General features: G+C 54.0%; 14 protein-coding genes and 1 pseudogene. 8 read left to right on the top strand and 7 right to left on the bottom strand.

Features of this window, described 5'->3' with window-relative positions; genetic code table 11:
- Positions 1 to 9: 9 nt before the first annotated feature.
- The 7 genes and pseudogenes from HBA26_RS15850 to HBA26_RS15880 all read left to right on the top strand — a co-directional run bounded on the left by HBA26_RS15850 (position 10) and on the right by HBA26_RS15880 (position 5,313).
- Entirely contained in the window at positions 10 to 786 is a 777-nt protein-coding gene (locus tag HBA26_RS15850) for an AfsA-related hotdog domain-containing protein (RefSeq protein ID WP_100171145.1), read from the top strand.
- Entirely contained in the window at positions 779 to 1,612 is an 834-nt protein-coding gene (locus tag HBA26_RS15855; RefSeq protein WP_049137108.1) for a hypothetical protein, read from the top strand. The genes HBA26_RS15850 and HBA26_RS15855 overlap by 8 nt, the downstream gene beginning before the upstream one ends.
- A 7-nt stretch (positions 1,613 to 1,619) precedes the next feature.
- Positions 1,620 to 1,844, top strand: coding sequence for a 2-hydroxymuconate tautomerase (locus HBA26_RS15860; protein WP_041911708.1), 225 nt, complete (start codon positions 1,620 to 1,622; stop codon positions 1,842 to 1,844).
- Positions 1,845 to 1,847: 3 nt separating this feature from the next.
- Complete coding sequence (locus HBA26_RS15865) at positions 1,848 to 2,498, top strand: HAD-IB family hydrolase (RefSeq protein ID WP_059357167.1); 651 nt, start codon at positions 1,848 to 1,850, stop codon at positions 2,496 to 2,498.
- A gap of 21 nt (positions 2,499 to 2,519) precedes the next feature.
- Positions 2,520 to 3,741, top strand: a pseudogene (locus HBA26_RS15870) (MFS transporter).
- Entirely contained in the window at positions 3,728 to 4,141 is a 414-nt protein-coding gene (locus HBA26_RS15875; protein ID WP_126345627.1) for a carboxymuconolactone decarboxylase family protein, read from the top strand. The pseudogene HBA26_RS15870 and the gene HBA26_RS15875 overlap by 14 nt, the downstream one beginning before the upstream one ends.
- Positions 4,138 to 5,313, top strand: coding sequence for an acetyl-CoA C-acetyltransferase (locus tag HBA26_RS15880; RefSeq protein WP_028014974.1), 1,176 nt, complete (start codon positions 4,138 to 4,140; stop codon positions 5,311 to 5,313). The genes HBA26_RS15875 and HBA26_RS15880 overlap by 4 nt, the downstream gene beginning before the upstream one ends.
- A gap of 63 nt (positions 5,314 to 5,376) precedes the next feature.
- On the opposite strand, the gene HBA26_RS15885 is transcribed toward HBA26_RS15880, so the two are convergent.
- Complete coding sequence (locus HBA26_RS15885) at positions 5,377 to 6,375, bottom strand: aldo/keto reductase (RefSeq protein ID WP_047366712.1); 999 nt, start codon at positions 6,373 to 6,375, stop codon at positions 5,377 to 5,379.
- A gap of 207 nt (positions 6,376 to 6,582) precedes the next feature.
- Here HBA26_RS15885 and nepI point away from each other — a divergent pair, with 207 nt between their 5' ends.
- The gene (gene nepI, locus HBA26_RS15890) at positions 6,583 to 7,773 is read left to right on the top strand and encodes a purine ribonucleoside efflux pump NepI (RefSeq protein ID WP_049000261.1); all 1,191 of its coding nucleotides are present in this window, start codon (positions 6,583 to 6,585) and stop codon (positions 7,771 to 7,773) included.
- 48 nt (positions 7,774 to 7,821) lie between these two features.
- On the opposite strand, the gene HBA26_RS15895 is transcribed toward nepI, so the two are convergent.
- From HBA26_RS15895 to HBA26_RS15920, 6 genes are all read right to left on the bottom strand, one after another.
- A complete protein-coding gene (locus HBA26_RS15895) occupies positions 7,822 to 8,727 on the bottom strand; it encodes an EamA family transporter (RefSeq protein WP_028014977.1) in 906 nt (301 codons plus the stop codon).
- Positions 8,728 to 8,874: 147 nt separating this feature from the next.
- Positions 8,875 to 10,254 (bottom strand): carbohydrate porin, encoded by a 1,380-nt coding sequence (locus tag HBA26_RS15900; RefSeq protein WP_041911699.1) that lies wholly within the window; start codon positions 10,252 to 10,254, stop codon positions 8,875 to 8,877.
- A gap of 138 nt (positions 10,255 to 10,392) precedes the next feature.
- On the bottom strand, positions 10,393 to 10,695 hold the full coding sequence (locus HBA26_RS15905) for a PTS lactose/cellobiose transporter subunit IIA (RefSeq protein ID WP_028014979.1): 303 nt from the start codon (positions 10,693 to 10,695) through the stop codon (positions 10,393 to 10,395).
- A 5-nt stretch (positions 10,696 to 10,700) separates the two neighbouring features.
- On the bottom strand, positions 10,701 to 12,077 hold the full coding sequence (locus tag HBA26_RS15910) for a glycoside hydrolase family 1 protein (protein ID WP_126345626.1): 1,377 nt from the start codon (positions 12,075 to 12,077) through the stop codon (positions 10,701 to 10,703).
- Positions 12,078 to 12,094: 17 nt separating this feature from the next.
- A complete protein-coding gene (locus HBA26_RS15915; protein WP_028014981.1) occupies positions 12,095 to 13,420 on the bottom strand; it encodes a PTS sugar transporter subunit IIC in 1,326 nt (441 codons plus the stop codon).
- Between the two features lie 11 nt (positions 13,421 to 13,431).
- On the bottom strand, positions 13,432 to 13,746 hold the full coding sequence (locus HBA26_RS15920) for a PTS sugar transporter subunit IIB (protein ID WP_014830072.1): 315 nt from the start codon (positions 13,744 to 13,746) through the stop codon (positions 13,432 to 13,434).
- Positions 13,747 to 13,944: the final 198 nt, after the last annotated feature.

Below are 13,944 nucleotides of genomic sequence, written 5' to 3' on the forward strand. Positions count from 1 at the left end.
GGACAATGAATGAACTGTAAAAAGTTGGTAGTTGTTGGCGATAAATTTAATGAATTTGCTAATGGTAAAGATGTACTGACTATATCTCAGCTAGAATTATTGACTCAAATCCCTGCGAATATCATTGATAAAGAACATGAAATTATTGTTGGACAGGGCGTGCGCAAGGATTTTGCCGGAAAGGTAATTTCAAATCAGGCAAGAAATGCGATTCATGGTAATAAGTTAAAAATGTGCTCTCTGGAAAAACTGGTTAGCGACAAAAAAAATGCTTTTTGCCATAAAAGACTGGAACAGAATGTACTTATAGGACCTGCGGAACAAGCTGAGCATAACCACGATCTTTATGCGATGCCGCTGTTAATCGATGAGCGTTGCGAATTGATGGCGGATCATCAGACGGGGCAGCATATTCAGGGAATGCTCCTGGTTGAAGCCAGCCGACAGGCCTTTATCGGTGTCACCGAAGAATTTATTTACCAGCAGGAAAGTGGACGCTATTACGTCATTAATAGCATGGCAATCAATTTCGCCAGTTTCCTGTTCCCTTTACCGGCGCTGGTCCACTTTGAATTTCTTGAAAAAGATATTAACGACCGCCGGGGGCGTTTCAAGGCTCAGGTTCGCGTCACTCAGCACCAAACGCTTTGCGCGACAATGGATGTCTCGTTCACCGTCTATCCTTCCGCCCTGATTACAGAGAAAGAGAAATCTCTGGCTGAGGTTGCCATGCAGGCGACCATTGTTGAGCAGCAAGGGGTGACTCAGGGGGTAACGCATGCCTGAATTACGTAGCCAGAAATACCGTCTGGCTGCGACCACGCAGGGGCCGCTTTACCCCCCTGCGGAGGTCATGGACGGGAAGGGTAATTTTGTCGTGGTTGGCATGGTGCCAGGGGATAACGGACTGCAGTGGCGAAGCGTCATTGTCTCTCCGGACAGCCCGCTTCCGGCATTTGGGGAAGTCGCACCCTATAACATTCTGTGCGATCTCGAAAAGATGCCTCAGGACGCGTTGAAGGACATCATTCTTCATACTCTTCCTTTACCCATTCCGATGAACAACTATCGGATGATTTTCGCACCAGAACAGCGGCCGCAGGCCAATAATGAAATAAGGCCTGGCCTGCCACTTCATGAAGGCTATATCGCGGATTATCGCAGCAGCGATGGAAAGCGAGAGATCGAGCCAGTGACCCTCGCTGCCTGGCTCGAGGCAGAAGGCACCTTTGAGGTCACATTGTCCGAAGATAAGAAACGAGCCCGGTTCACGTTTTCGTTCCGGAGCCTTGTTCCGGATAGCGTTTACACCGTGATGAGTCTCAGGGAAAACGATCTAGCCTCGGAGGATCCGAGCAGGCCAGGTCCGCTGGGAATACCCAACGTATTTATAACCGATAGCGAAGGTAATGCCGAATATTGGGCAGAGTTAACCGATCCTTTCCCGGCGCCGGCGAGGAAAGGAAACAGAATTATTAACGTAGTCGTACTTTATATGAGCTCGCGTCAGAGCTACGGCGGTGCAATTGGCTTTTATGGTCTTGGAGGCGATATCCATGCCCATTTAAAACTCAAAGGCCGTTCCTTCGATGAATTTACAACTATAGAGTGAGAAAAACATGCCATTTGTTCATGTTATGACCTGGCCTGCGAAAGATGAAAATCAAATCATCAGACTCCAGGAAGATATTACATTTGCCGTTCACAAAAACACGGGTGCGCCGCTGGATAAAATTTCCGTGGTGGTTTCAGAAATTGCGCCTTCCCGCTGGGCGGATGCAGGCGTGTCTGGTACGGATAGAGATTTTCCGGTTAAGAGTCGAAGAAAAAACTACGAGGAATAAAGTTTGCGTAAACATGCCGCTTTTTTTGATGTTGATGAAACGCTTATAAATATTAAAAGCATGTTTGATTTCTATGATTTCTGGTGCAGGGAAAATAATCAAAACGATCGTCTTCAACGCTATATGTCTCGTTTTCGCACCGACGTGAAAAACGGCGTGCCAAGGGAAGCCCTGAACAGAGATTATTATCGTCAGTTTAAAGGTGTGTCTTGTCGTTATCTGGAAGAAATGGGTGAGAAGTGGTTCAGGCGTAAGCTGGAAAGCGAGTTTTTTATTGAGAGTGCTGTTTCAGCCCTTAAAAAACATCAGAACCAGAACATGTATACCGTATTTATATCGGGCTCTATGCTTCCGATTCTTTCACCCATTGCAAAATATCTTGGAGTAACGGAAGTACTCTGTGCGCCGGTGATAATAAATGACGAAGGTGAGTTGACGGGTGAAATCGGCCTGCCTCAAACAATTGGAACAGGTAAAAAAGACGCGCTTATCGCCTTTTGCGATGATAAAGAAATTAACCCCGTGGATTGTTATGCCTACGGCGACGATCTTTCGGATATTCCAATGCTGGAAGCCACTGGCCATCCCGTCTGTGTGGGAGAGCATTCCGCGCTTACCAGATATGCAACTGAAAAAAATTGGCACATTATTTAAATCCTTATTGAGGTAAGTAGTATGACTTCAGAACTCACTCCGCAGAATATGACGTTAAGGTCATGGCTTGCTTTATTTATTCTGGCTATTTCAACGTTTACTATTGTTACCACTGAACTGGCGCCAGTCGGATTATTAACGCCAATCGCAGAGGGGCTACAGTCTTCGGAATCTGCGGTGGGCATGACCGTGTCGCTTTATGCCTGGGTGGGGGCGTTGAGTGCGCTGTTTGCCTCCATCTTTTTAGGGAATGTGTCCAGGAAGCGGCTTTTACTTGTGCTTACCGTGGTACTTCTGGTCTCTAACGTTATGGCTGCGACGGTAAACGTCTATAGCATGCTGCTTAGCGCCCGCGTACTGGGAGCGCTCGCTCACGGCGCATTCTGGGCGATGATCGGCGCAACGGCGGTGGCTATGGTCCCTGCCAGATATATAGGGGCGGCGACGTCAATCGTATTTGGTGGTGTTTCCGCAGCAAGCGTTTTTGGCGTACCGGTATCCAACTATATTGGTATTCACTTCGGCTGGCGGCAGGCATTTTGGCTGATGGCCGCGCTGAGCGTAATTGCCTTTGTGGGTATTAGCGTTCTTGTTCCCAGGATTACCAGCAAAAGTGCGCTCGGGCTGGATGCGCTTAAAGGCGTGCTGAAATCGTCAACATTATGGAAAATTTACTCAGCAACCTTGCTGGCTGTGACGGCTCACTTTGCTGCCTTTACGTACATTGAACCCTGGCTACACACGCAGAGTTTACTGTCCACCACCATTATTCCTGCTGTGCTTTTTGTTTACGGCATCGCGGGTCTGGCAGGTAATTTCCTGACCGGCGTGTTGATTGATAAGTATCTCAAGCTGACGGTCTCTTTGTCTGTACTGCTGATCTGTGCAGTGCTGCTGTTCCTGGGCCTGTCTGGTTCCTCGCTCTCTGCTGCGTTGATATTTACCAGTATGGTTGTCTGGGGTGTCGCCGTATCAGGAATATTTGTCGGTTTCCAGACGTGGGTTTTACGTATGGCAGAGGATAAAGCCTTCCCGGCCTCCGCAATCTACGTTTCATTTTTCAATACCGCCATTGGTATCGGTGCGTCAGTCGGTGCCTGGATGGTTTCATCATTTTCAATGCCGCTCCTGTATATCGTCGCCGGTACGGCCATCGGTCTGTCCGTTCTGCTTGTCGCGGTTATTCCGGCAACGTTGACCGCAAAAACAATCCCGTATGGAGAAATCTTATGAGTCAAATTAATGACCGCACGCGCTATGGCAGAGAGATTATGGACCGTCTTGAAGCGGGGCTCGCGGATAAAGTCACCCGCCGCCTGAGCGAGCTGGACCCGGGGCTGCCCGCCCTGATTACCGACTATGCGTTTGGGGATGTGGTGGGTCGTCCGGGAATGGATCTCAAAACGCGCGAAATGTTGACCGTCGCCTCGCTTGTGACGCTGGGTAATGCCATGCCGCAGCTAGAACTGCATATGCGAGGCGCGCTCAATACCGGCGTGACGCCGGAAGAGCTGCTTGAAATTGTGATACAGATGGCGGTATATGCTGGCGTTCCCGCCTGCATGAATGGTCTTACTGCATACCGCGCGGCAATGGCCGCGACGGGCCATACTTTGCCAGGACTGAAGGGAAGTGACGCATGAGCGAGATTGTTATTATTGCAGCCCGCCGCACGGCGACGGGCGCATTTCAGGGCGCGCTTGCGGAGCATTCAGCCTCTGATCTGGGAAGCCGCGTCATTCAGGCGCTCCTGAAAGAATCTGGCGTAGAAGCCAGTGATATCTCTCAGGTCATTATGGGACAGGTTCTTACTGCGGGGTGCGGCCAGAACCCGGCCCGACAGTCGGCACTGAATGCTGGATTGCCCGTAGATACGCAATGTCTGACGGTAAACAAAGTGTGCGGGTCCGGGCTTAAGGCGGTCCATCTTGGCATGCAGGCGCTGCAGACGGGGGAGGCTGAGTTTGTTATCGCCGGTGGTCAGGAGAGTATGTCCAACGCGCCGCATATCGCCACGACGTCGCGTAGCGGAACGCGGCTGGGTGATATTACTCTCAAAGATAGCCTGGTTTCTGACGGGCTCTGGGATGCCTTCAACGATTATCACATGGGTATCACTGCAGAGAATGTTGCGACGGAGTTTGGTATCAGCCGCGAAATGCAGGATGAATATGCCCTTGTCTCTCACCACAATGCGCTTGAAGCGCAGGCGCGTGGCATTTTTGAGCGTGAAATTGTCCCGGTAGAGTGGCAGACGCGAAAAGGTGAAACGATCAGCGTGGAGAGGGATGAAGGACCCCGTGCAACCAGTATCGAAAAATTGACGAAACTGAAGCCTGTCTTCCGAAAAGAGGGTACGGTGACGGCGGGAAATGCTTCATCGTTGAATGACGGTGCCGCGGCGGTCCTGCTTTGTACGCGTGAGACTGCCGAAGCACGTGGTTTGCCGGTTCTGGCATCGCTGGGCGTATTTTCCAATTCCGGTATCCAGCCGGCATTAATGGGTGCAGCCCCGATTCAGGCCATTGCCGACTGTCTTTCCCGCTCGGGATGGAAGCCTGAGGATGTCGATCATCTCGAATCCAACGAAGCGTTTGCCGCCCAGGCGCTGGCCGTGATTCAGCGGGCCGGGATTTCCCCGGATCGTATCAATCCATACGGCGGGGCAATCGCGCTTGGGCATGCGATAGGTGCATCCGGCTGCCGAATTTTGGTGACGCTGGTTCATTCCCTGATCCGTAATGATGCCAGGCGTGGCGTTGCCGCACTGTGCGTTGGCGGCGGGGAAGGCGTCGCGTTGAGCGTTTATCGCTAACGGCGTATCCGTAGATATAAAAAAACCGGGGAAACCCGGTTTTTTTATTTTCAAGATGCCGTATCAGGCATTCACGCCCTTCATACCCTCGGCAGAATAACGATCGCCTTTAATCGCTACCCGGCGATGAAGGTTGTTCAACGATTCGATATCGCTCTTCTCAAGCACAATATCGGCAGCGCGCGCGTTCTCGGCCAGATAGCTGACGTGCTTAGTACCCGGAATGGGAACCAGCCGATCGTATTGTGCTAACAGCCAGGCAAGCGCAATTTGACCTGCGGTACAGCCGTATTTTGTCGCCAGCGGGGTAATGATATCGAGCAACTGGCGATTATGATCGAGACTGGACTGAACAAATCGTTCGTTATTCTTGCGGAAATCACCTTCTGCAAAATCGTTGTTGTTCAGGTATTTTCCCGTCAGGAAGCCTCTGCCAAGAGGTGAGTAGGGCACCAGGCCGATACCTAGCGCTTTCACGACCGGCAAAATGTTTTCCTCGATGTCTCGTGTCCACAGAGAATATTCTGTTTGCAATGCGGTGACCGGATGCACCGCATGCGCCCGTTGCAGCGTTGAAGCCGACACTTCGCAAAGGCCGATGTGGTTGATCTTGCCCTCTTTAACAAGGGTGCGCAGACAATCCATACTCTCTTCGATCGGGGTTGCGTTACTCACTCTGTGAAGATAAAAGAGGTCGATTCGCTCCACGCCAAGCCGCTTAAGGGATTCGTTACAGCAGCGGATGATATAGTCCGGCGTATTGTTGATGGTGCGGGCGTAGGACTCGTCAGGAGAACGATCGATGCCGCACTTCGTGGCGATTTTGAACTGGTCGCGAGTGTTTTTATCCAGCCCGGCAAGAAAGTGACCGATTAGCCTTTCATTATGGCCACGGCCATATAAATTTGCGGTATCAATAAACGTCACGTTCAGATCGATGAGGTTATGCAATACCTGCAGTGAACCTTTGTCATCAGTCTGGCCATAAAATTCACTCAGACCCATGGCACCGTAGCCGACGGCACTGACGGTAAGATTTTGAGATAAAGTACGTGTTTTCATAGTTTCTCCTTTTCAGACGCTATGATTGTTTCACCTCAATTGTGGTTACTGAATTTTCATTTTCGTTATGCTGAAAAGGTATCAGTCACCGCCGCTCTGCCTTCCGAATTATTAAAAACGACAAAAGTTGTCTAAACGTTAAATTCGTCACACTTTTGATGATAAACTGCGCGACTTTTCCGCACGTTTTTATCTTCAGGTGATGCCATGACAGAACATATCCAGCCCACAACCAGACCGCAGACCAAAGAGGTTTCACGCCCCAACTGGTCGGCGGTTTTCTCCGTGGCGTTTTGCGTCGCCTGCCTGATTACCGTTGAGTTTCTACCGGTGAGCCTGCTGACGCCGATGGCGCAGGATCTGGGCATTTCCGAAGGCGTGGCGGGGCAGTCCGTTACCGTCACCGCCTTTGTGGCGATGTTCGCCAGCCTGTTTATCACGCAGGTGATTGGCGCGATTGATCGCCGCAAAGTGGTCATTCTGTTCAGCGTGCTGCTGACGCTCTCCTGCCTGCTGGTCTCTTTCGCGGAAAGCTTCACCCTGTTGCTGCTCGGTCGCGCCTGTTTGGGGCTGGGATTAGGCGGCTTCTGGGCGATGTCGGCCTCGCTGACCATGCGCCTGGTGCCCGCGCGCACCGTGCCAAAAGCGCTGTCCGTTATCTTCGGCGCGGTCTCTATTGCGCTGGTGATTGCCGCGCCGCTGGGCAGCTTCCTTGGTGGGATTATCGGCTGGCGTAACGTCTTTAACGCGGCGGCAGTGATGGGTGTGCTCTGCATTATCTGGGTGTGGAAGGCGCTGCCGTCCCTGCCGGGCGAAGCGGCGCACCACAAACAGAACATGTTCGCGCTGCTCAAGCGTCCGGGCGTGCTGGCGGGGATGACCGCCATCTTTATGGCCTTTGCCGGGCAGTTTGCCTTTTTCACCTACATCCGTCCGGTGTTTATGACCATGGCGGGCTTTGACGTGGACGGCCTGACGCTGGTGCTGCTGAGCTTCGGTATCGCCAGCTTTATCGGCACGTCGCTGTCGTCCCAGTTCCTGAAGCGCTCCCTGAAGGTGGCGCTGGCGGGTGCGCCGTTGCTGCTGGCGGTGAGTGCCACGGTGCTGATTCTGTGGGGTAGCGACAAATGGGTTGCCTCGGCGATTGCGATTATCTGGGGCTTTGCCTTTGCGCTGGTACCGGTGGGCTGGTCGACGTGGATCACCCGAACGCTTGCCGATCAGGCGGAAAAAGCCGGGTCGATTCAGGTGGCGGTGATCCAGCTGGCGAACACCTGCGGTGCGGCCATTGGCGGCGTGGCGCTCGACCATCTGGGGCTGACGTCACCGCTGGTGATTTCCGGCACGCTGATGCTGCTGACCGCGCTGCTGGTGGCGGGGAAGGTTAAGGCGAAGTAGTGTTTTTCTCCCTCTCCCGTGGGAGAGGGTTGGGGTGAGGGCATCAGGCTACGCCGATGCCTTAACCCTTCTACGCGAATCCATCGAAATCAGCACCACCGACGACACGATCAGCAGCGTCCCTAGCCAGTCCGGCAGCGTAAACGCCACGCCCAGCAACACCACTGACAGCAGCGCACTGCTCAGCGGCTCGGCGCAGCTCAGAATGCTCGCCTTCGGCCCGCCAATCATCTGCGCGCCCTTCAGGTACAGGCTGAACGTCAGCGCCGTGCCGATCACCACCAGGTAGAAAAACGCCAGCAGCAGGCCGCCGTCAATCACGAAAGTGGTGCCGCGCCCGGCGTAGAACGGCGTCAGCATTAACCCGGCAATCAACATGCTCCAGCCGACAATCGGCAGCGTGCCGTAGCGGGCAATCAGCGCTGACGGATAGGTGGTGTAAAACGCGGCGGCAAACGCCGAGGCGATGCCGAAGAACAGCGCGGCAGGGGAGATGGAGAGCGAGGTTGGGTCGCCGTGGGTCACCAGCAGGAAGGTGCCGATCAACGACGTAAAAATCGCTGACAGGACAAACACGCCGGGACGCGTTTTCCGCGCCAGGGCGAACCACGCCACAATGATGGTCGGCGACAGGAACTGGAGCACGGTCGCCGTAGCGGCGTTGGATTTTTCAATCGTCAGCAGGAAGGTGAGCTGCACGGTGAGCGCGCCGACCAGCGAGAAAAACAGCAGACTGAGGGCGTCTTTACGATGCTTGATGATCGAGAAAATCTTGTCGCCGTGAACGAAGGAGAGCGTCAGCAGGATCACGCCGGTAAACAGCAGGCGAACCATGGTCAGGTAAGGCGAAGAAATGTGGCTTTTCTCCATGATGTACTGCGCGCAAACTCCGGAACTGCCCCATAAAACGGCGGCGATCAGGACGTTCAGCATCCCTTTACGTGTGGAACCCATTTTCTCCCCTGCTATGTTGTCGTTAATTGGCCAACAGCATAGCATGGTTGTGTGCGGCCTGATGCCCTCACCCCGGCCCTCTCCCATGGGGAGAGGGGGAAAACCGTAGGCCGGGTAAGCGTAGCGCCACCCGGCATGTTGTTGACCTTAGAACCACGCCTCCCACATCGCGCCGACGTTGAAGTCGTCGAGCGTCTCGTCTTTGGTATTGTTCACGCGCGCGGTGCGTTCATTATCCACTTTGCCGCCGGTGACGTAGAAGCGCAGCATCGGACGGAACTCAGGCCCCATGGCGATAGACATGTTCTGCGACAGGGTCAGCTTCCAGCCCTTGTTGTCGCCGCCGTTATCGTAGTCAACGTGCTGCCAGCCTGCTTCCAGCCAGGTGGAGTGAACGTCGTTCCACCAGTGCATCGGGCGCACGATGGCGTTGTAGTTCTTGCGGTTATCAGTCTTATCGCGGCTGTTGTCGTAGTCGTGGAAGGCGAGGATGTACTCCACCTGCGTGGCCTGGGTGAATTTATACAGCCCTTCGAAGCTGGCGTAGACCGTGGTCAGATCTTCGGTTTTGTTGAACACGCTGTTATCCGCGTTATCGGAGTAGCGGGCGATCACCTTGTTCACGCCGCTGTCGTTGGTGTGGCTCAGCACCACGCCGCCCTGCCAGGCGTTCAGGCGTTCGTCGCTTTCAACCGCTTTCGAATCAAAGCCGTAGTTGGCGTACAGCTCCATGTCGATCGGGCCGAGCTTCATGCCGTGGATTTTGGAGGTCGCGGCGTAGTTGCCCTTGTCGCCCGTGCCGGAACCGCCGGTACAGGTGATGCGCGACGGGTTCGCTTCATCTTCCATCACTTCCGGACTACAGGATTCGACTGCCGCCACGGCAGCCACGTCAAACTGCACGCCGCCGATGTCAAAGTTCTTCACCCCGGCGCCCTGGCCGTCGTGGTTCATCCAGAAGTAATCGTTGATGCCCTGCTGCGGACGCTGGTGGAAGTCACGACCAGCCCAGAAGTAGGCATTTGGGTTGGAGGCCATAATGTTGGTCACCCCCGCGTAGGCTTTTTTCAGGTTAACCTCGTCGCCCCAGTGGTCGATCATCACGTTGATGTCCCAGATGGCGCCGTTGTCCCCTTTGAAGGCCTTGGAGAGCTGGAATTCCCCGCCGTTACCTTCGTTACCCAGACGACCAATCGCGGACGCGCCGTTGTAGGAGCCGTCCACCGCCACGTATTTCTGATCGGCGGCCTGGAAGTGCGCGCCGTAGCGGGCGTAGCCGGTAAATTTAATGCCGAACGGGATCGCCATATCCGGGGATTGCGCCGCGCTTTGCGGCTCGGTTACCACGTCCGCTTTTTTCGCAACCGCCGCATCCATTTTGGCCTGACGCTCGGCCAGAGCTTTATCTACCGCTTTCGCCACAATGGCGTCGATTTGCTCCTGGGTAAATTCTTGTGCGAGTACGGAAATTGGGCAAAGCGCGGCGATAACCGCCATGGTTAATGGAAGTTTTTTAATCGTATTCATGGTTATCTCAATATAGTTTAATTTTATTCAGACAATAACCATCCCGCTCCGATCTGACAGAGTATGTCGCTATCATCAGAACAAGTGGATCTCTATTTAGGGTACAGAGGTATTACATTAACTTTATTTCGCCATAGACTATCTCTGATATAAATGAATTATTTCTTCAGACAATTCACGCGCTAATAAGGAATTCATTAAATGATCCTGCGCGTGCACCATGATTAACGTCATCGGCTGGCGGCCTTCGCCTGCATCCTGCTCGATCAGTTTGGTCTGCATCTTGTGCGCCTGGCGCGCGTAGCCGTCGGCTTCGTGCAGCAGGCTTTTGGCCTCGTCAAAGTTGCCCTGACGCGCCGCGTGCAGCGCTTCAAAGCACAGGCTGCGGGACTGTCCGGCGTTGACGATAATTTCCATTACGGCTTCTTCTAGTGCGATCATCATTATTACTCTTTTTCAAAACTATTATTTAAGGCGGTGGCGGCAAACCACTCTCCGCTTTTCTTAATGGTGCGCTGCTGCGTCTCTAAATCGAGCTGAATAAATCCGTAGCGATTTTTATAGGCATTACACCACGACCAGTTATCAATAAACGTCCACATATGGTAGCCAAGACAATTGCACCCTTCGCTAATCCCTTTATGCAGCCACGTTAAATGCTCAGAAATAAACTCGATGCGGTATTGATCGTTAATCTGGCCATTTTCAATAAAGCGCTGTTCATTTTCGACGCCCATGCCGTTTTCAGAAATAAAGCAGCGAGGGTTGCCGTAATTGTCGCGCAGGTTAACCAGAATATCGTAAATACCCGGCTCGTAGATTTCCCAGCCGCGGTACGGATTCATCTTGCGGCCCGGCATCTCGTAGTTATCAAAGAACCACTCCGGCATAAACGGCGCCTGCGGGTTCACCGCGCTGTCGCGACACTTCACGCGGCGCGGCTGATAGTAGTTCACGCCGAGCAGGTCGATTTTCCCTTCCGCAATCAACGCGCTGTCTTCCGGCTTGCAGGCGGGCAACTGATCGTAGGATTTCAGCAACGCCACCAGGTCGGCCGGATACTCCCCGCGCAGTACCGGGTCAAGGAAGCTGCGGTTAAACATCAGGTCCGCGATGTGCGCCGCCTTCACGTCCGCCGGGTTCTGCGAGCGCGGGTAGGACGGCGTCAGGTTCAGCACGATGCCGATCTCACCCGCGTAATGTCCGGCGCGGTAAGCCTGAACGGCCTTCGCGTGGGCCAGCACGGTGTGATACGCCACGGTGGCGGCCCGGCGGAAATCCACCACGTTGGGATAGTGGAAGTCGTACAGATAACCGCCCTCCACCGGGACGATGGGCTCGTTGAAGGTAAACCAGTGCAGCACGCGGTCGCCGAACAGCTCGAAGCAGATCTGCGCATAGCGGGCGTAAGCGTCCACCACGTCACGGTTTTCCCAGCCGCCGATCTCCTGCATCGCCATCGGCATGTCGAAATGGAACAGGGTGATAAACGGCGTGATGCCCTGTTCATTCAGCTCATCAATGACCTGATTGTAAAAATCGACCGCTTCCGGGTTCACTTCACCGATACCGTCGGGGATCAGGCGTGCCCAGCTAATCGAGGTACGAAAGCTGTTGTGGTTCAGCTGCTTTAACAGCTGAATGTCCGTTTTCCAGTTTTGATAAAACGTGGAGGTGTGCTGCGGCCCCACGCCGTTGTGAAAACGGTTCGGCTCGCGGGCAAACCAGTAATCCCATGTGGTTTCCCCCTCTCTTGCCCCTTCGGTCTGGAGAGCGGAGCTTGCGCTGCCCCACCAGAAGTTATCGGGAAATGCGTATTTCATGTCCTTTCCTCTTTGACTTAATTGCTTGCGGCTTCAGCGGTACCGACGGTTGCCTGGGCCTTCTGCTCTTCGTTTTTCATCAGCGTACGCTCATAGGCGCGCAGGAACGGCAGGTACATCAGCGCGGACATCACCATACAGACCAGGCACATTATCACCGGACTGAGCGCCCAGTTTGCCGCCCATGAGGCACCAATCGGGGCAGGGGTGGTCCACGGGGTTAATGACACCACCTGAGCCAGCCAGCCGAGCTTCGTTGCGCCGTACGCCAGGCAGGCATTGACCAGCGGAACAAACACGAACGGGATAAACAGCATCGGGTTCATGATGATCGGCGCGCCGAACAGAATCGGCTCATTGATGTTAAAGAAGCTCGGCACAATGCCCATTTTGCCGATGGTGCGCAGGTGCGTGGCGCGGCTGCGCAGCAGCAGGAACGCCAGCGGCAGCGTGGAGCCTACGCCGCCAATCAGCAGGTAGTGATCCCAGAAGCCCTGCAGGTAAACGTGCGGCAGTGCCGCGCCTGCGGCGAGCGCCGCCTGGTTTGCGGAGAGGTTCGCCATCCAGAACGGGTTCATGATGCCGGTGACAATCAGCGAGCCGTGAATACCGGCAAACCAGAAGATCTGGCACAGCAGCACGGAGAGCAGTATCGCGGGCAGGGAGTCGGATGCGGATACCAGCGGCTCCAGCAGGTGCATGATCGCCTGCGGGATGATCATTCCGGTCTGCGCTTCAATGAACAGGTTCAGCGGGTGCAGAGTACCGATCACCACCATCACCGGGATCAGGATCTCAAACGAACGCGCCACGCCGGTGGGCACTTCCTTCGGCAGGCGGATGGTCACATTGTTCTGCTTCAGCCACGCATAGACGCGGGTGGCGTAAATCGCGGTGATAAGCGCGGTAAAGATGCCCTGACCGGAGAGATACTGGGTCGAGATTTTACCGTCGGCATACGGCGCGGCGACCAGCAGGAAGGCCATAAAGGCCAGCAGGCCGGACATCACCGGGTCGAGGTTAAACTGACGCCCCAGGCTCGCCCCAATCCCCACCGAAATGAAGAAGGTCATCACGCCCATGCTGAGGTTAAACGGCAGCATCAGCTGCTCGCGGTAGGTCTGGGAGAAATCCAGCCAGCCGCGGGCGAAGCTGTTGGTGGTATCCGCCGAGAACGGCGGGAAAATGAACACCAGCATAAACGAGCCGATGATCATAAACGGTAGCGCGGCGGTAAAGCCGTCGCGGATGGCAATCACATACTTTTGCTGACCCAGCTTTGCGGCCAGCGGGGTAATTGACTGCTCAATCACCGCGACCATGGATTGATATAACGAACTCATGTGAACACCTTTTAGTGTGCCGCTTCGATGAGCGACAGAGCATAGTCCAGTACTTTATCGCCACGTTGCATGCCGTAGTCCATCATGTCGATGGGCTGCACCGGAATGCCTTTCGTAGCCGCCTTGTCTGAGAGTGTCTGTAACATGTATTTCACTTGCGGTCCGAGAAGTACCACCTGGTATTGCGGAAACTGCGTATCAAATTCGGAAACACCGTACGCATCAATCTTCACCGGCAAACCACGTTCTTTCGCGACATCGACCATTTTGCTGACCAGCAGGCTGGTGGACATCCCGGCAGAACAACACAGCATAATCTTGAACATCGACAACCATCCTCTAAATGTAAATAGTTATTGCGAGAATGATTGGACATGATACGGAAACCGGTTTCCATTTATAAAAGGCAGAACTGTGATAACCATCAAGATCCAATACTTATGAGGCTAATTAACCGGATGTGTGTCACATAATTTGGCTGTTTTGACATCATTTTGAGTGGAAACGGAAAATCGGTTTCCATG

Source organism: Enterobacter sp. 725m/11, assembly GCF_011683705.1.
In the GTDB taxonomy this organism is placed as follows: Bacteria; Pseudomonadota; Gammaproteobacteria; order Enterobacterales; family Enterobacteriaceae; genus Enterobacter; species Enterobacter bugandensis.